General features: G+C 51.0%; 16 protein-coding genes. 1 reads left to right on the top strand and 15 read right to left on the bottom strand.

Features of this window, described 5'->3' with window-relative positions; translation table 11 throughout:
• Positions 1-183: 183 nt before the first annotated feature.
• The 4 genes from ACYP03_RS06005 to ACYP03_RS06020 all read right to left on the bottom strand — a co-directional run bounded on the left by ACYP03_RS06005 (position 184) and on the right by ACYP03_RS06020 (position 3,974).
• Positions 184-1,203 carry a LysR family transcriptional regulator gene (locus ACYP03_RS06005; RefSeq protein WP_248142988.1) on the bottom strand — a complete coding sequence of 340 codons (1,020 nt, stop codon included), beginning with the start codon at positions 1,201-1,203 and terminating at the stop codon, positions 184-186.
• A gap of 207 nt (positions 1,204-1,410) precedes the next feature.
• Entirely contained in the window at positions 1,411-2,577 is a 1,167-nt protein-coding gene (locus ACYP03_RS06010; protein ID WP_459778863.1) for a serine hydrolase domain-containing protein, read from the bottom strand.
• Between the two features lie 464 nt (positions 2,578-3,041).
• On the bottom strand, positions 3,042-3,395 hold the full coding sequence (locus ACYP03_RS06015) for a RidA family protein (RefSeq protein WP_248143358.1): 354 nt from the start codon (positions 3,393-3,395) through the stop codon (positions 3,042-3,044).
• Positions 3,396-3,428: 33 nt separating this feature from the next.
• The gene (locus ACYP03_RS06020) at positions 3,429-3,974 is read right to left on the bottom strand and encodes a 3'-5' exonuclease (RefSeq protein ID WP_248142991.1); all 546 of its coding nucleotides are present in this window, start codon (positions 3,972-3,974) and stop codon (positions 3,429-3,431) included.
• A 187-nt stretch (positions 3,975-4,161) separates the two neighbouring features.
• Between ACYP03_RS06020 and ACYP03_RS06025 the strand changes: the two genes are divergently transcribed.
• Positions 4,162-4,947 carry an AraC family transcriptional regulator gene (locus tag ACYP03_RS06025; protein ID WP_459778865.1) on the top strand — a complete coding sequence of 262 codons (786 nt, stop codon included), beginning with the start codon at positions 4,162-4,164 and terminating at the stop codon, positions 4,945-4,947.
• Positions 4,948-4,952: 5 nt separating this feature from the next.
• Here ACYP03_RS06025 and ACYP03_RS06030 read toward each other — a convergent pair whose 3' ends face one another.
• From ACYP03_RS06030 to ACYP03_RS06080, 11 genes are all read right to left on the bottom strand, one after another.
• Complete coding sequence (locus ACYP03_RS06030) at positions 4,953-6,551, bottom strand: putative bifunctional diguanylate cyclase/phosphodiesterase (protein ID WP_248142995.1); 1,599 nt, start codon at positions 6,549-6,551, stop codon at positions 4,953-4,955.
• A 286-nt stretch (positions 6,552-6,837) separates the two neighbouring features.
• Positions 6,838-7,608, bottom strand: a complete 771-nt coding sequence (locus tag ACYP03_RS06035) for a PEP-CTERM sorting domain-containing protein (RefSeq protein ID WP_459778866.1) — start codon at positions 7,606-7,608, stop codon at positions 6,838-6,840.
• Positions 7,609-7,850: 242 nt separating this feature from the next.
• Entirely contained in the window at positions 7,851-8,381 is a 531-nt protein-coding gene (locus tag ACYP03_RS06040) for a copper resistance protein NlpE (RefSeq protein ID WP_248142999.1), read from the bottom strand.
• 378 nt (positions 8,382-8,759) lie between these two features.
• Positions 8,760-10,532: a pilus assembly protein TadG-related protein gene (locus tag ACYP03_RS06045; protein WP_459778867.1), complete on the bottom strand. Its 1,773-nt coding sequence runs from the start codon at positions 10,530-10,532 to the stop codon at positions 8,760-8,762.
• A gap of 63 nt (positions 10,533-10,595) precedes the next feature.
• Positions 10,596-10,955, bottom strand: coding sequence for a DUF3613 domain-containing protein (locus tag ACYP03_RS06050; protein ID WP_459778868.1), 360 nt, complete (start codon positions 10,953-10,955; stop codon positions 10,596-10,598).
• A gap of 29 nt (positions 10,956-10,984) precedes the next feature.
• Positions 10,985-11,695, bottom strand: a complete 711-nt coding sequence (locus ACYP03_RS06055; protein ID WP_459778869.1) for a tetratricopeptide repeat protein — start codon at positions 11,693-11,695, stop codon at positions 10,985-10,987.
• 58 nt (positions 11,696-11,753) lie between these two features.
• A complete protein-coding gene (locus tag ACYP03_RS06060) occupies positions 11,754-12,656 on the bottom strand; it encodes a type II secretion system F family protein (protein ID WP_459778870.1) in 903 nt (300 codons plus the stop codon).
• A 115-nt stretch (positions 12,657-12,771) separates the two neighbouring features.
• Positions 12,772-13,638 (bottom strand): type II secretion system F family protein, encoded by an 867-nt coding sequence (locus tag ACYP03_RS06065; protein WP_459778871.1) that lies wholly within the window; start codon positions 13,636-13,638, stop codon positions 12,772-12,774.
• A complete protein-coding gene (locus ACYP03_RS06070; protein ID WP_459778872.1) occupies positions 13,635-14,894 on the bottom strand; it encodes a CpaF family protein in 1,260 nt (419 codons plus the stop codon). Before ACYP03_RS06070 ends, ACYP03_RS06065 begins: the two co-directional genes overlap by 4 nt.
• 33 nt (positions 14,895-14,927) lie before the next feature.
• Complete coding sequence (locus ACYP03_RS06075; protein ID WP_248143007.1) at positions 14,928-16,031, bottom strand: AAA family ATPase; 1,104 nt, start codon at positions 16,029-16,031, stop codon at positions 14,928-14,930.
• Between the two features lies 1 nt (position 16,032).
• Positions 16,033-17,160, bottom strand: a complete 1,128-nt coding sequence (locus tag ACYP03_RS06080; RefSeq protein WP_459778873.1) for a type II and III secretion system protein family protein — start codon at positions 17,158-17,160, stop codon at positions 16,033-16,035.
• Between the last annotated feature and the right edge of the window lie 15 nt (positions 17,161-17,175).

Below are 17,175 nucleotides of genomic sequence, written 5' to 3' on the forward strand. Positions count from 1 at the left end.
TGCTAACAGTGCGGCATAAATTTTTTTAATAGTGATGATCGGCCAACTCAAAAAACCAATAAATTCATTGAGTAACAGACAAAAACATAACAAGCATCAAAGACATCGGGCTCTGTATCTGATTCCCGCCTGCGCAAAATGCGCAGACGCTTTGCGCCTCAATCGTTCCAGTCGGAAACCATATCACCCGGCATAAAACTCGTGTTCCAGCCAGGGCAGTTCATCCCGGATCCTGGGTAAAAAGTTTTCATTGATAATCTGGCGGCTGTCGTTTGCCAGAATCTGCGGCAGATTTCCTAACTCATGATGACGGCTGACCAGCGTCAGATTCCGAAAGAAAGGTTCATCGCCGGGCAACGGCAGACAGGTGAGTTTGTCGCGGATCGGCCCGCACTGAAACAGACAAAGTGGTGTGGTGATGGTCCAGCCCAGACCGGCAGCAACACTGGTGAGCACCGCAAAAGTATTATCCAGCTGCATCCTGACCGGCACATTTAAGTTCTGCCGCCGCAAATAGCGTTCAATCGTGACCCCAATCAGCGAATCGCTGGTGTAGCGGACAAAATCCAGTCGATTCACAACCTGATGCAACTGCTGAAACTGAGCCGTAAACAAGTTCGGGATTACCAGGACAAAGGGTTCACGCAGAATCCGGTGGCGACTGAGGTGTTCATGATTGTCCAGCGCATCATCAGAAATAATGATATCGACGCTGCGGGACAACAGCGACTGGGCATGCATATGGGATCGGCCCGTACTGATGCGCCAGTTCTCGGTATGACGTTTGATCACTTCAACCAGGGGTTGCCCGAGCGAGGTTGCCAGTGAATCAACCATGGCAATTCGCAGCAGATGCAACTTCTGAAAATTGCCCTGAGTCATCACCCCGTGGGTTTTCTCCGCTTCGGCCAGCAAATGGCAGGACTGATCGTAAAAATATCGCCCGGCAACCGTCAGCTCGACAGGCCGGACACTGCGATCCAGCAGAGCCACATTGAGATTCTGCTCTAAGGCTGAGAGTGTTTGCGACACTGAAGACTGGGTCAGCCCGAGCTGAGTCGCAGCCATCGTCATATTGCCGGTCTGGGCCGTGGCGACAAAGACTTCGAGTGAACGAAGATCAAATCCGAATCCTTTCAAATCAGCCATCCTTCTGAACTGCCGGAATGCGTCTAAGGTTCTGGTGGCATGACTTCCTGTCATGCGTCATTCCGTTTGTGGCATCTGTCTTGTGACATGCGCTCTTGTGACATACATGACTTCCTGCAAGGGGAACAGCATCAGCAGAAACATCACGCAAAGGTATAATTTACAAATAAAAATACCTAAATATCAAACTCATCAGTGATATTTGCGTGTTCAATGGCGTGAGTGGTTGTTCAGTCACTTACAAAGCGACCTGAACAGACTTCAGCGATTCGGAATGTACGCCACTTTTTCCATCCCGATTGCCGGTAAGATGTAGTCAGCCAGCAACTGTAATGGAAAATCTTCATCCTGATTGAAATAAGCGCCTGATGTCATGGCAAACACCAGATTCAACTCGGGCACGACAAACATCTCCTGCCCACCGCTGCCGCGCATGGCTGCAACCGAGACCCGCTTTCCGTTTGACTGAATCAATGGCAGCCACCAGTTGTAGCCATATTCGATGGATTTCCACGACCAGAACTTCCCGCGCGGCATGAAACTTTGTTTCACCCATTGCGGAGACAAAAGCTGCTGCCCGTGCCACTCCCCAAGATTTAAATAAAGCTGTCCGAGCTTGGCTAAATCACGGGTTCTGAGATATAAGCCGGATGAACCTAAATACTGGCCTGTCACTTCATGTTCAAACCAGTCGTAATTTGTAATATGAAGCGGCCCGAACAAGGCTTTGTCGGCGAATTCGCGCAGATTCATGCCGGAAACGCGCTCAATAACACCACCCAGTAATACACTGACACCGCCCTGATAAATAAACTTCTCCCCGGGCCGGTATGCCATTTTTTTCTTCAGAATGTATGCGTAAGGATCCGGTGACTGCCACATGTACATGGCATCACTGTGCTGCTCACCCCATTCGGCCCAGTCCAGCCCGACATTGAACATCAGAGCATTTTCCAGCGTGACATCGGCTTTATGCGGCAAATCCGCAATCGCTTCGTTCTGGTAAAAACTGAACAACGACTGATTCAGGCTGGTGATTTCCCCCGATTGCAGCAGCGTTCCCAACAGAGTCGCGGTCACCGTTTTGGTCACGGAACGCATTTGATGGGCTGTATCCGGCCCGGGCGGGTAATGCGTGGGCATGGGCGTTCCCGTCGGTGTATTCGCCGCCGGATAATACTGTTCAAACACCAGTTGCCCGTCTTTGGCAATCAAAAGCGAATGAACATTTTTACGCTTACTTCTGCTCACGAACTGGTGCAGCTTGACCAGCTTCTCTTCATCAAACCCTGATGCATGCGGTTCATTCGTCGGCCAGTCGCTTTGCTGTGACGACTGAACCCAGCTGAAGTTACTCATATCAACATAGTTCAGCTGATAGAACGAAAACGCAATCAACCCCAGTCCAATCAATATCAATTTCTTCACGATCCCTCCCGATACGGATGATCACCGAGCCATCGCAACAGCCTGATACAAGCCAGCCTCAATATTGATCAGAAAAACGACGCCATCCCTGAAAGCTCATCTACTCTGAAAAGATGAGAAAACATCGCCTTATACAACCCCCTGCCATTCACCACCAGGATCTCAATGATTGAATTCACTATCTCATTCTGTTTTCTTTCATTAATTTAATTGATGTCACGTATTGGCGTTGAAACTGAAACAGACACGAAGACAACCAAATAAGCATTGAAATATCGGGTAACTCATCAAGATACTGATACTGAAAATCAATGAGGTAAATGGCGATTCAGCGAATGGTGAGGCTGAAAATGAATGCTCTGAAAATATGTATTTCGAACATCAGTGAAGTTAAGTGAAGTGAGCAGAAAAGAAAAACACAGAAAAACCTGCCACCGTCTGTCAGGCAATGGCAGGCAAAGAAATTACTGTCCGGCGGCCGCGACGAAGGCAATTTCGACCAGATAATCCGGGTCAGCCAGTTCGACTTTCACACAGGCGCGGCTTGGTGCGGCGCCTTCTGGTAACCAGGCATCCCAGGCGGCGTTGAAAGCGTCAAGATTTGCCCAGTCGGTGATGTAAATGGTCACAGACAGAATGCGGGATTTATCGCTGCCGACCGTCGCCAGCATTGCCTCAGCCTGTGCAAAGACCTGCTGCGCCTGGCCGATGATATCAGCGCTGGTGTCTGACTCCGGCACTTCCACAAAGTGGGCAATCCCGTTAAAAACGGTGACATCAGACCAACGCTGGGTCGGGTTAATACGCTGAATATTCATCATGTTTCCTTTTATCAATCCAAAACCACGCCGTTATTTTTCCGCCGGGCAAAGCATCACACGCGCCAGACGGGCCAGGTTATAAGCATCGACATAACCGGAGTGCTGGCGCCCTTCCCACTCCAGCCCGCTCATGTTCATAGCAGCGCGCAGCCCGATTCGCTTATTCTGCACATGCGGCTGCAGTTTGAATAAGGTTGCCAGGTTGAGGTATTCCCGGAAAGGCACATCCAACCCTTTGGCTTTGCACTCCGCACGCAGGATGGCGTCATCACGGCCCCACGCCGCATAGATTTTATGACGGCCGCCAAACTTCTGCTCCACCGCTTTCAGAATACTCGCCAGCGGCTTACCGTTCTGAGCCACCACTTCTGGCTTGATACCGGTCAGTTCAGTGCAAAAAGGCGAGATTTCATCAGATTCAGGCTGAACATAATATTGCGCCCGGCGGGAAATCGTGCCCTTTTCCAGATTCAGCTCAGCAACGCCGATCTCAATGATTTCGCCCGTACGGCCCATGCCGTCTTCATTCCAGCAACACATTTCAAGATCAAAACAAACGATGCGGTTGTAATTCATGTGGTTCCCAAATCCGTCATACCAAACTCAATCATTCGCACCTCAAGGGTGACTTACCAATACTGACGATGATTCAGTCTCAAACAAGGCGGCGAAGCATAGCATGTCTGGCGACGGTCTTCAGCCCCTTGCCAACAACAGCAGGTCGGATTTACTCTTGCGGATTACGATGACTCCGGAAGCCTGTATGAAAAACGTCTACCGCCCTCTGTTTGATGATCACAACCCGCCCGGCGAGGTGTTTTTCGGCCATCAGGCGTTTTTACCACATACCACAACACCCAGACACAAACACCCCTGGGGACAGTTACAGCTGATCAGTGGCGGGATATTAGAACTGAACGCGGAAGGAAAACGGTTTTTATCGCCCTCACAGTACGCCATCTGGATACCGCCCGGCATCGAACACGAAAGTTATATGCGCCGCAGTATGAATTACTGCTCGATGAATATCATCATGCCGCTGGCCAAACAGTTGCCGGATTTCCCCTGCCTGCTGGAAGTCACGCCAATCATTGAGGCCATCATCAATGAATTGCGTCACAGGCAGCTGCAGGTCGCGGAAACAGACGAAGATGAACGCCTCATTGCCGTGTTACTGGATCAACTGAAACAGACACGGATTCATGAACAATTTCTGCCCAGTAGTGAAGACAAGCTGCTTCAGCCTATTTTACGGTCACTGGAGAAAAACCCGACAGACAACACCACGCTGGCAGAATGGGCGAAGAAACTGCATACCACGGAGCGAACCCTGGCCCGACACTGCCAGGATAAGCTCGGCATGAGTTTCATTGAATGGCGGCAGCGAAGAAAGTTTATCTACTCGCTGCACTTACTGAGGAAAGGTTTATCCGTGAAGGAGATTGCGCTGACACTGGGTTATCACCAGGCATCTCCTTTTATCAGCCTGTTTAAAAAGCACGCGCAATGTACCCCGGAGCAATACCGGCAAAAACAAAGCCGTCAGTGAGGGCTTCAGTGGCCCATCGCATCCGGCAGATTCACGAGCAGACGGCCTGCCGCATGGCGGCTGAGCGGATGGCCCAGCAGGAATCCCTGTCCCTGCTGACATCCCAGTGAAGACACCATCGCCAACTGAATTTCATCTTCAATCCCCACAACCGAAACCTGCATCCCCAGACTTTCACTCATTCCCACCACGGACTGAATCAGGGCTTTGTTGGTCTCGGAGCCCGGCAACGTGCCCACACAGGCGCGGGCAATCTTCACTTTATCGAACGGGAAGTCCCGCATGATCGTCAGACAGGCATTGCCGTTGCCAAAATCATCCAGTACCAGCCCGACACCAATGTGTTTCAGATCCTGCATGATCGCCAGAACCTGATGCGGGTCCTGCTGTACAGTCTGAGCCGTGAGCTCGATTTCCAGCCGGGAAGGTTCCAGTCCGGATTCTTTCAGCGCCTGAGAAACTGAATAGCAAAAGGTGTCGTGTTTAAGCTGCTGAACAGAGACATTCACCGAAACCGTGGTTTCTTCCGGCCAGTCCATGGCTGCAACACAGGCTTGTTTCAGAACCCAGTCACCCAGTACCTGAATCAGACCGGCATCTTCTGCCACAGGAATAAATTCTTTGGATGAAACCATGCCTTCACGCTGATGGCGCCAGCGTAGCAGGGCTTCAAATCCCTGCAACTGACGGCTCTTCAGAGCAAACACCGGCTGGTAATAAGGTTCGAGCAAATCCTGAGCGATCGCTTTTCTCAAGTCACGTTCCAGTAACTGGCGCTGTTTGAGCTGATCATCCATCCGGGTATCAAAGAAACAGAAGGTCGAGCCGCCGTCCATTTTGGCCCGGTACATCGCCGTATCCGCTGCCCGTAATAAATCGACCGGTTCGATATCATGGTTCGACATCGCAATCCCGATGCTGACGCCCGCCATGATCTGCTGTCCCCGAATGTGGTACGGCTCAGACATGGCTTTGATGATCCGCGATGCCAGTGCAGAAGCTTCATCCGGTTCCTGTCCGCCCACATGGATGAGCGCGAATTCATCCCCACCCAGCCGGGCAATGGTATCGTGCATCCGCAGCAGATGTTTCAGGCGGCCTGCGGTCGCCACCAGCAGTTCATCGCCGACAATATGGCCGTAGGCATCATTGATCTGTTTGAATTTGTTCAGGTCCATCATCAGGACCGCGACACAGGCGTCGTTGTCACCCGCGTGTTGTAATGCTTTTTGGAGCTGTTCTGAAAAATACAGCCGGTTTGGCAGCTCAGTCAGCGGATCATGCATCGCCAGTTTATACATGGCGGCTTTGTCGCGCTCACCCGCTTTCAGTTGGTGGCGCATTGAACGCAGGCGCTTCCAGCTCAGTGCGACCAGTGCCACAGGAAGTACGAAAAGAAGCGAAATAATCGCGCCCAGCCCAAAGTTCTGATACTGCATTACCCATTGCGTGAATCGCTCGAAAAACTCGAACTGGGTAGCCAGTAGCACCCAAACAACGGCAAAAACAGACAGTTTGGCTAATGTTCTTTTCAGAAACAGCGAATGAAATAACGATAAGATACCAGCCTCACGACCAGCCCTACCCTGCGCAGATTGACTCATAAACGGATTACCTCGTCCCAAATATCACTGTCACGTGATCACTCATCGGAAATCTGTGATTGCTGTTCTCTTTTTGTTTTCCATGAAGAGATTTTTAGTTAACACGATCACATTAACGTGAAAATGACACTTTCATTTTAGGCAAATTTCCTCCTGATGTGGCACTTCTTTGTGAACAATTTCGTGATATCGCTGCAACTCCTTACAGCCATTCAATAAAAAAACCGGCGTGCATCTTGCTACGCCGGAATATATGAATCACTGAGGTTCATACGGATAGTTGTGTTCAGGCCATCATTGGCTCATTTTTTATGATGTGTTTACGGCGCTGGCGCCATCCCAGCATCCCAAGACCTGTGGTCAGTAACAGCAGACTGGCAGGTTCAGGAACTGGATTCGGATAGCAGGGACCGTCATGGCCATACGTATCGTTATAGTCGATACCGGCGATATAAAAATCAGACAGCAGTGTCGCAGAAATCACAAGATGGCTGACATTGTCTTCGTCATCTAAGTCCCAGTATGAGCCATCCCAGTTGAATGCGTTTGGCGTCAGCATATTCAGCAGGGAAGGCAGACCCAGCAGATTCACATTCATGCCAAGTTCTAACTCAGGAAAACCGTCATCAAACATAAGGGCTGTGCCGGATTCCAGCAGATTATAGTGATTCAGGTAAAGGCCGTTCAACGTCACAGGCTCAGCAAAACTCAGCACCACAAATTCCCAGGCGTCAATTTTGTCTTCATCATCGAGCAGGGCTTCAGCAATCACTTCAATCGGGGTCGGGAGAGTATCCACACCAATCCCCTGTGTTGGCGTATGCGACAGCAGGACCCGGTTTGGATTCCCAGTGACCAGAGAACCTTCAGAAAACAGCCCATCAGTATCCAGAAAATATCGCCAGGCAGAAAAAGTAATGTCGCCAACGGTTGCAGACTGATTTCCATCCAGCACAGAGTATGGGTTCCCGGTAAAATCAATCTGTGTCGCCGAGACACTCATTGAGCCCCCCAGCAAACCCAGGGCAAGCAGCCCGGTTTGAATTATCGTTTTCATGGTATTGCTCCCTACCGTGTTGAAAATTGAAGTTGTGTTCGCAACAGGAAGGTGCATCTTGTATGCCAAGTCGTACTTGGCTGAAATGCAATGAGTTTTACAGACTGAGTTCACTCATTGTAAAAAAGGCCGACAAAATTCGGGATACTTCAGGCGGGCATGTAAAATTTACTGACGTCAAATCAGACAAACAGGCCGGAATTTTTGATTCACGGCCCGTTGATTCGATAAAACAGGGAGAATTATTGAGTACGCTGCTTACTCAGGACATACATATCGGCCAGTTCCCCGGTAATACGATGCCCCTCACGATCTAACCGGAACAACTGATTTTCACCCACGAAGAACTGAATATCATCACCACTGTCGTTGGTTAACGTGATGGTGTTTCCGGCATCGTTCCAGGTGAAACTTCCCTGATGACTGAACTGGCCCTGATCATCGGCTCCCAGATAAGTCTCTGTCAGAGAGAAAGTACCATCCAGATTCAGCACCAGCACGGTTTCAATACCGGCACAGTCTGCACAAGGAATGGTGCCGGCATAAGTCCCGTTCCAGTCCAGCGAATTCCGGGCATTATGCTCTGTGTCTACATAAGCAAACTCGGGCTGCGTTTCATTCTGAGCCGAATCAGAAGCCACTTCTGTCACTGATTCCGGTTCCGATTTCATTTTCTGAGCCTGTTCACTTTCAGATGAGGTTTGTTCACACCCGACAAGAACCGCTGCCAGCCCCATACCCACAGCAAGAGTTAACAGTCGCTTCGTATTCATACTTTCTCCTGATCCTGACTCAAACGGCCTGAGAGCGATCCTGAGACACCCGGCCCTTTAAACCCGTCAAACATACTGAAAAACCAGACCGCTTAACCGGCCTGACTCGTGATGTGTGATTGGACTCGGAATGATTGAAAAAGTGCCCAAGAATTCATACCACAGTTCAACGGCATCATCATGCAGCCAAAAGCGGTGAGCAAAAACAGGATTGTGGGTGTGCAATCGGTTTAATTGTTAAAAGGAAATCTTTCAATTCTTTATCAAAGGCAGTGTCTTTGGATCTGATCCACTCCAGCACTATCGCCGCGTTGGTTATTCCAGTCGACCGCTTCCAGTGTCGCCACAGAGAAGTCATTGCACCATGCATGTACGGGGTTACTGAATTAAACCGCCACCATCAACATCAATTGATGAAACGAAGACATCTGCCGTGCCGACCTGAATCCCTAAAAGATTTAGTAGCGGGTCTAAAACTTGTTGGCTCACTAATAAAATCACAGGTGATAATAAATCAGATATCATCCCACTAATAGTAGTATTGACTAAATAATCTACTGCATCATCCAGACCTAGGCTACCCAAGCCAGATTTAATTTCAGTATCCACATGAATGATATTTTCGTTAGATAATAAACTATCTAAATTGTCTGAAACTTCTTCAGTTAATGAATAGACACTTGGTATATCACCATGAGCTGCATTAACTATCAGGGGTATTCCAGAACCATCTGTTTTTTCAACATTTGCACTGAGCTTAACATCTAAGCCAACCAATCCAGACAAAACTTCTGCAGATAATTTTGCGGGCTGGTCTACATCACTTCGACTTCCCAATTTCACCGAAGCTAACGCAGGCGTCACATCAAACATTAATTGGTAGCCATCTGAAGTACAATTCGTCATATCTAACAACTCGGCATTCGCTTTCGCTGCATCGACGGCTAACCCAAAAGAAAGATCAGTGTCTAAAATTCCGGGAAGGGAAAGAAGATTCAGCGGTAAATCTAATCCAACTTTCAACCGAACCTGAGCTGTTTCTACTTTTGTTCCAGGCTGTTCATCTGTAACCGGTAAAACCCCAACTGTAAATTTAGGTGGCTCTATAATTGTTGCATCAACAGTCACCCCCAGTTGCCCCAGCCCCAACAAACCCGTGTCTACATTTAAATCATCAATTTCTATCGCATGGTTTCCATTCGCCGCATAAATCGCCGCTGAAACCAAATCAAACAAAGTAATTTTACTGGCCAGCGCAGCACGGTGGATCTCATCATTCATGGCATCGTTTGAGCCTGCCGCCAGCTGAATAATGTCTGACAGGGTCAGCGACAGAGCGGAAACCTTCGCCAGACTATCCAACTGGGTGAGTGCAGGCAATACATCCGCATCCAGCACCGCATATTCACTCACCGCCTGAATATTGGCTTCAATGAACTGTGCAACCGTCAGATGTGTGTCTAAAATGCCCTCTACTGTACCGGCAGATACATCCACTGCCAGCAAGCCCATATCATTCATTGCGCTGAGCAGCCCGGCCAAACGTACCTGAGTGTCTGCCAGCCCCTGATAAGATCCCACTGACAGCTCGCCTCCGAGCGCAGCTCCCAGCACTGAATTGGTCAGGCCCACATCGATGGTTCGCGACCCCACACCGAACCCGACGGACATTCGCTTCATGACCGTTGCTGATGCCGAGAGTGTGACGCGCTCATCGGAAGTCATTTGAGTCAGGAGACTTGCCGGTACCGTCTTTGTCAGGGTAACTTTCCCGGCAGATTTCACAGAATTATCCGGATCAAACTCCCATCGGGAATCGGCCTGATTGATACTAGCGGCTCCAAACAACACCTCATACTCGTTAGCATCCGGGTCAAATCCATTATTCTTCAGATTCCCTTTCATCAGTGTAATCAGCGCCTGCGCTTTATCTTCTGTACTGCCGTCAAGATAGCAGCCGCTTCTGCTGAGCGAGAGCGCCGCCAGATCGGCCTGTTTCTGTAACTGACGTTTTTCCATGTACAACCGGCCGGTATCAACTGCCAGTGACAGAAACAGCACCATGCTGATCATCAGTAAGATCAGCCCCGGCCCGACGGCACCGCGCTGTCGAGCCATGGATGACCATTGATCACCGGATGCACGCAACATGATTTTGCTCCTTTCCCTGCGGGGGAATGACAGCCCTGAATAAGTGTTTCTCCTGAACGTCAGTTAACTGCCGGTAAAGTCATCTTTAATGAATTTATCCGGAATCGGATGACTGAAGCTCTGTTGCATCCGCAATTGCGTCGCCTTGGCTGCTTCCGGGGTCAGACTATCGGTCTCAGATGTCGCCATCTGACCGCGCGTCTGGATATTCAGCCAAAGCTGAGTCATGTTTTTACCTTGATGCCGGACAACAGGTTTCAACTGAGCCGTTGCTTTTTCCGGATATTCACTGATCTGACTTTGTGTCTTTTCTGTAAGGTCTTCATTCACCTTTTTCGGCGGGAAAGTTGCTGCATGCCCTGCGGCACAGCTCAGCAAGATGACACTCAGAAAAGCAATCGCAGCTGTGTTTGTCCCTTTCATCCCAGTACTCCTGTCTGTTGACTGTCCGGTTAAGATGGATCCAACTGTAACGGGTGGAAAACAGCGATGGCATCCATCATTTCTTTTTGCTCTGCTTCCCCCCATGCGAAACGGGAAGCCAGTGAGGCGGCAGCCTGTTTCTGGTTATTTTTCAGTAAAATAAACCATAAGTTTTTAGCCGCATTCGGATGATTCGGATTCAGCTCAAGGGCTGTCATCAGCTCATCTCTGGCTTTCTGATCCTGGCCGGTGACCAGTAGCAGAAATCCCAGATCATTGCGCACATCCGCCTCCACAGGGGCGGCCTTAGCTGCTTTTTCCATCCAGTCCATTGCTGCATTCATCTGCCCCTGATAGGAAGCAATCAAGCCCAGACCGTGATAAGCCTCTCCGGCAAGACAAGTGTCCGCCAAATTCCGGTATAGCCGGGCAGCTTCATCCCATTTGCCGAGTTTCCGGTAACTGTTGGCCCGCATGATCCGGACACTCAAGCCATCTTCCTTCAGCTCATCAAGCGCAGCCAGCGCCAGGTAATACTGCCCCTGCGCCATCTGCTGCTTCACCATCGCCAGCTTCATACCGTCTTTCGCAACCAGAGTTTCGCCACAGGCACCGGACTGCACATCTTTGTTGGCCGTTTCATGTGCACTCTCATTCTGCGGCGATACACTGCAACCAGTAAGCACCACCGCCAGCAAACCACTCACCCAAAAAGATCGTCCCTGTTTTCCGTTTTTCATGCATCCATCCCTGTTCATTTCCTGCTATCCACTTCCAGATCTGTTGTCCTGGCTGCTGTTAACTGCTGAGTGAGTTGAGCAGCGCCATAAACCCGGGACCTGCCAGCACAACAAACAAGGCCGGAAACAGAAATATCATCATCACCACAGACATCTTGCCCGACAGTTTGGTGACTTTTTCCTGTAACTGAGTTCGCCGTCTGTCTTGCAACAGCACCGACAACTGATTGAGTGATGCAGACATATTGCCACCGGTTTCAGAGACCTGAGCCAGCATCGTGAGTAAATCCTGCATCCCGGCAGACTCGTTCACTCTGGCGATCTGACTGAAGACGGAAGCCCGCTCCTGACCCGCTTCAATTTTGCTCAACGCCAGCCTGAGCTCTTTGTTCAGTTCCGGAGTCAGATCGGACAGTTCACGGGTTAACGTGCGTAACAGACTTTCCAGCGACAGACCCACATCCCACAGAATTTTCATTACCTGCAGGCCAATGATGAGTTCTTCATCAATGATACGGGTCCGTCTGGCTGCCTTTTTCTTCAGCCACTGAATCGTGAAATAAGCAGTCCCCATCGCGCTGACCAGCATCAGACTGATTTTATGATTCAGCGTTGCATCCGCCTGAATCAGCTGACTGGCAAAGACCAGCTGGATGGCACACCACACCGCCGCCAGACGAAACACACAGAGCGTTTGCTCACGGTTCGTGATGTAACCGGCTTTACGCATCATCTCCAGAATTTCATTGAAGTAAGAAGAGGCATTGCTGCGTTTTGTTTTTCCCCACAACCACTGCCCGCGCCGGATGACCCGCTCCCCGGCTCGCGGCCTGCCCAGCGATTTCGCCAGATTCTCTTCCACATGACGCGCTTTTTGCAGTTTCAGAGACCAGTAAATCAGCCCTGCCCCGCTCACAGTGCACAACAGGCTCGCAATAATCAGATAAGCTGTGATTGTCATGGTGTTTCTCCTGCATATTCCTTCAACACCCATTCCTCATCCCGCGCAGAAATTACGCCAGAAGAAGATCATCTCCAAACAGACGGCGGCCACCGGACAAACGATGCCCCCATATCTACAGTGACCGTATCATCCGCCAAAGCACCAGGCCGCCGAATAACTGCGCCCCAAGCCCTGCAATCAGCGCCTGACGGCCCGTTTCATCGGCCCACATCGACAACAACTGCTGCGGATTCGTCACCAGCATATAAATCGCCATCGCCGTGGGTGCCAGACCCATAATCCAGGCCGTAATCCGGGTTTCCCCTGTCATTGATTTCAGCTCCCGCTGACTGCGTTCCTGCTGATGCAGTAACTCGACAAGATTTGTGAGCGCTGCGGTCACACTGCCGCCGAACTGATGATTGACCTTGAACACAGAAGCCAGCAGCGCAAACTCTTTCACGCCGGTAATCCTTGCCTCTTTGTGAAAAGAATCGTACAGCTCCGTTCCCAGAGACATCCGCTGAACCGCGCGCTCCGCCACAGCGTGTAACGGGTCATTCATGGCCTGCAATACATGTTCAACCGCTTTATTGAGCGACATCCCCACATGAACCCGCCGGTTGATATGGTCGATAAAGCCTGGCAGCTGCTGGAGAATCTTCCGCCGTGTATTACTTTTTTTGATTTGTCCCAACAACAGAATCAGACCCACCGAGCTGGCCAGTCCCATGCCCAGCCCGCTCACGCCTGTCATCCGCGCCAGCAAAAAAGGGCCGAATAAAATACAGGCGGCATAAAACATCAGATTGATCGGAGACGTACTCAGACCCAGTCGCTGCCAGCCTTCCAGCATGCGATCCCGGCTCCGTGCCTTTGGCTCACGCGGATCAACCAGATTCACTGGCTTCTCGCCAGAGTTACTCTGGCGGGTAGCGATGATCATGAGCCCACAGCTGATCAGCAACAGCAGCATCGCAATCACGATCAGGCTGTTCATCTGTCTTCTCCCAGCTTCTTGCGCAGATGCACCGACATGGCATCAACTGTCATGAAATCATCCGTCTGCGGGTGATATTGATACAGCTCCTGAATCCGGATTTTTTCATCGGCAACATCCTGGACTTCAACAATGTGAGTGATGACCCGCTTCCCGTTTGGCAACCGGGAAACCTGAACAATCATGTCGATTGCCGTTGCAATAATCTGTTTGATTAAAGACTCCGTCGACGTAAAACCAGCCAGTGTCACCATCATTTCCAGCCGCACCAGAGCGTCGCGGGGGGAGTTGGCATGCAGAGTACTCATTGACCCCTGATGGCCGGTGTTCATGGCCTGAAGCACATCCAGCACTTCAGCCCCGCGGCTTTCCCCCAGAATGATCCGGTCCGGCCGCATCCTCAGCGCATTTTTGAGCAAGTCCCGCGCCGTCACCTCGCCTTTCCCCTCAGAATTTGGCGGGCGGGTTTCCAGCCGGACCACGTGTCCGTTGCGCAGCTGCAGTTCTGCCGCATCTTCAATCGTGACCACACGCTCGCCGCTGTTGATGTAATGGCTGAGAATATTCAGCAAGGTGGTTTTTCCCGAACCGGTTGAACCACTGATCAGGATATTAAAACGGGACTGGGCACATTTTTTCAGCAGCTGATGCATGGCAAGGCTCATCGCGCCGTTCTGGATCAAAACGTCTGCGGTGAGGCCTTCTTTCTTGAATTTCCGGACCGACAGGCATGGCCCGTCAATAGATAAAGGCGGGATCACCGCGTTGATCCGGCTGCCGTCCGGCAAGCGGGCGTCGACCATGGGATTCGACTCATCGATCCGGCGGCCAATAGGGGCGATCATGCGGCGAATCACCCGTAACACATGTTGATCATTCATAAACCGCAGAGGCACGCGGCTTAACTGACCACTGCGTTCAACATAAATCTGCTTCGGACCGTTGATGAGGATATCGTCGATTTGCGGGTCATCCAGCAAATTCTGCAACGGGCCAAATCCGACAATTTCATCCAGAAGCTCTGCCACCAGCGCCTGCATATTCTGACGCTGATTGAGTTCTTTATGCAGTTGAAAGTACTGGCGTACATAGTCATGAACATGGGGCTGCATTTCCTGCCGCTCCATTTCAAACATCAGCCCGTCTTCTTCCAGTTGCTCAATGATGTAGCGGTGTAATTCCGCTTTCAGCGCCAGTGATGATTCCTCATGCTGAATCATCACTTCCCGGCTTGGCCACAACATGTCATTTCCCATACTCACTCCTTCATTCGAGGGGATACAAACGGGCTACCAGCCAAATGAAAACTGCCAGCGGGATTTCTCCGTCGACAGCCAGAGCAACTTTTCCACGGCCTTGACGTACAGCTTGAACTCCCCGCTGGGGGGAAGCAGGGTGTTGGCATTAATATCCGTGATGATCGTCCGGGAACAAGGCAGTTCCCCCCGAACCGGGAACGGCAACTGCTTCTCGATCATCTCCCGATCCGGCATCACTTCCGTGGAAAACGGCGACAACACCAGATTCACACTCCCCGGCCGGATCCCCTGCTGGTAAAGCGCTTCTGCCAGTTCGCAGCTGCTTTTCAGGCTGACATTTTTCTGATCAGCAAGCAGCCAGTGCTGGTTGCAGCGGCTGAGCATGAAAAACAGCAAAGGACTGGGCGGCATACCGGTCAGATTGATCACGATATTGCAGTAGTGGTCTTCAAGCATCTCCATGACTTCAACCAAAGCTTCCATGGTCACGGCGCCGTAGTGATCGGAAGAAGGCATACCGATGACATGAATGCCGGGGGCAATATCCAGCGCCTGTTCTGCCAGCCATTCCGGGTTGAGATAGTCTCTCTTTTCCAGCAGCGCCAAAAAATCAAGCTCACAACTGCTTCCCAGATACTCGGGCACATCGCTGTAAGGCCGTCCCAAATCCAGCAGCAGAACATCCTGCTTATTCCGGTGCTGTAGCTGCCAGGCGGCGGCTATTGACAATAATGCGCCATCGCAATCATTTCGCGGCGACAGCAGCGCCAGACGAGATTCCGCATTCACGGATTCCATCTGTATCAGACGGTTAATCGCGTCGGTCAGCCCTTCGAGTTCACACCAGTGCAAATGCTCACGAATGGTCTGACTTTGCTGAATGCCGTGCCAGTGCGCTTCCGGTGTCAGATCCACCAGAATGACATGCCGGGGTGCAAAATGGTCCATCAAACTGTCAATGTCCGGCATCGGCCAGTCAGAAGCCACCAGAATCAGAATACGGGTCTGCTGCCACGCCAGATTGGAATTCAGATGCTCAGGGGTTTCGATCCAGGTGAGTGTACTTCCCTCCGGGATTGCTTCAGTCACATCCAGCTTCGCCTGATGATCTGCTGTATAAGCCATTAACTGCATCTTAACCCTCCCCGGCAAAGCCCATCTTCACAGGAAGATCTTTGGGTTCTGCATCCAGAAAAATCAGTTCAAAAAAGTTAGGGCGGAACTGGCGGTACATCTCGCCAGGCAGCGGCGGCAGGGGTGCGTTACTGGCGAAAGGCTTCACCAGATGCGGCGTGACCACCATCATGAGTTCTTTATCATTTTCATCGAGCCGGGTTGAACGGAAAAATGCACCCAGAATCGGAATATCCCCCAATCCCGGAAACCGATTGGCATTCTTGACCGTATTTCTGCTGACTAAACCACTGATGACAAAACTTTCACCGTTCCCCAGCTGCACCGTGGTATCCGTCCGTCTCACCGTCAGGCCCGGCACCACTACACCAGCGGCCTGCACACCTTGTGAGTAATTCAGTTCACTGACTTCAGGCGCCACTTTCAGCATAATGCGGTCACCCGACATAACCGTTGGCGTCAGATTCAGTCTGACCCCGAATTCCTTAAACTCAATGGTGACATCATCATCTTTGGTGCTTTTCGGATAAGGAAACTCACCTCCCGCCAGAAAAGTTGCGGTGTGCCCGGACATGGTCACCAGACTGGGTTCAGCCAGCGTATAAGCGAATCCGTTGCTGTCCAGCGCACTCACGGTTCCCAGAAAATGATCCGCAACATTACCGATTACCAGATTGAACGAATCCCCGCTGGACAGAAAACTGCCGCGAAACCCGTTGAAATTGGCGCTGGAGATTGCACTGGCATTTCCGATCCCCCAAAACGTACCGCCGGATCCCTGCTTACCGAAGAAGAAACCCGCTTCTTTGAGCGCACTTTTACTGACTTCGACCACTTTAATGTCAGTCTGAACCTGAACATTCGAGGTCGCGACTCCGCCCGGATTCACCGCAATCCGATGGCGGACCGGCTGATCCGACCCGCGTTCCCAGATCAGCAGTGACGTGGTGCCCGTTTTTTTTCCGGTGACCAGCAGCTCGGTCGTACTGAGCACCTTCACACCCGCAACAGCAGGCTCACCAACAGCCGCCCGCTGAATACGCTTACCCGCCTGCACGGTGACCTGCTGACCGACATCCATCTGAAAATCCCGGGCCTGGCCCGCTGAAACCACACACAAAGCAGCCAAAAAACAAATTCCTTT

Source organism: Photobacterium sp. R1 (genome assembly GCF_054600795.1).

What these genes read in the sequence shown, in the direction of transcription:
- ACYP03_RS06045 (WP_459778867.1), bottom strand. Translation starts at nt 10,532, where the DNA reads ATGTTGCGTGCATCCGGTGATCAATGGTCATCCATGGCTCGACAGCGC.
- ACYP03_RS06050 (WP_459778868.1), bottom strand. Translation starts at nt 10,955, where the DNA reads ATGAAAGGGACAAACACAGCTGCGATTGCTTTTCTGAGTGTCATCTTG.
- ACYP03_RS06070 (WP_459778872.1), bottom strand. Translation starts at nt 14,894, where the DNA reads ATGGGAAATGACATGTTGTGGCCAAGCCGGGAAGTGATGATTCAGCAT.
- ACYP03_RS06075 (WP_248143007.1), bottom strand. Translation starts at nt 16,031, where the DNA reads ATGCAGTTAATGGCTTATACAGCAGATCATCAGGCGAAGCTGGATGTG.
- ACYP03_RS06065 (WP_459778871.1), bottom strand. Translation starts at nt 13,638, where the DNA reads ATGAACAGCCTGATCGTGATTGCGATGCTGCTGTTGCTGATCAGCTGT.
- ACYP03_RS06040 (WP_248142999.1), bottom strand. Translation starts at nt 8,381, where the DNA reads ATGAATACGAAGCGACTGTTAACTCTTGCTGTGGGTATGGGGCTGGCA.
- ACYP03_RS06035 (WP_459778866.1), bottom strand. Translation starts at nt 7,608, where the DNA reads ATGAAAACGATAATTCAAACCGGGCTGCTTGCCCTGGGTTTGCTGGGG.
- ACYP03_RS06060 (WP_459778870.1), bottom strand. Translation starts at nt 12,656, where the DNA reads ATGACAATCACAGCTTATCTGATTATTGCGAGCCTGTTGTGCACTGTG.
- ACYP03_RS06020 (WP_248142991.1), bottom strand. Translation starts at nt 3,974, where the DNA reads ATGAATTACAACCGCATCGTTTGTTTTGATCTTGAAATGTGTTGCTGG.
- ACYP03_RS06005 (WP_248142988.1), bottom strand. Translation starts at nt 1,203, where the DNA reads ATGACAGGAAGTCATGCCACCAGAACCTTAGACGCATTCCGGCAGTTC.
- ACYP03_RS06015 (WP_248143358.1), bottom strand. Translation starts at nt 3,395, where the DNA reads ATGAATATTCAGCGTATTAACCCGACCCAGCGTTGGTCTGATGTCACC.
- ACYP03_RS06055 (WP_459778869.1), bottom strand. Translation starts at nt 11,695, where the DNA reads ATGAAAAACGGAAAACAGGGACGATCTTTTTGGGTGAGTGGTTTGCTG.
- ACYP03_RS06025 (WP_459778865.1), top strand. Translation starts at nt 4,162, where the DNA reads ATGAAAAACGTCTACCGCCCTCTGTTTGATGATCACAACCCGCCCGGC.
- ACYP03_RS06030 (WP_248142995.1), bottom strand. Translation starts at nt 6,551, where the DNA reads ATGAGTCAATCTGCGCAGGGTAGGGCTGGTCGTGAGGCTGGTATCTTA.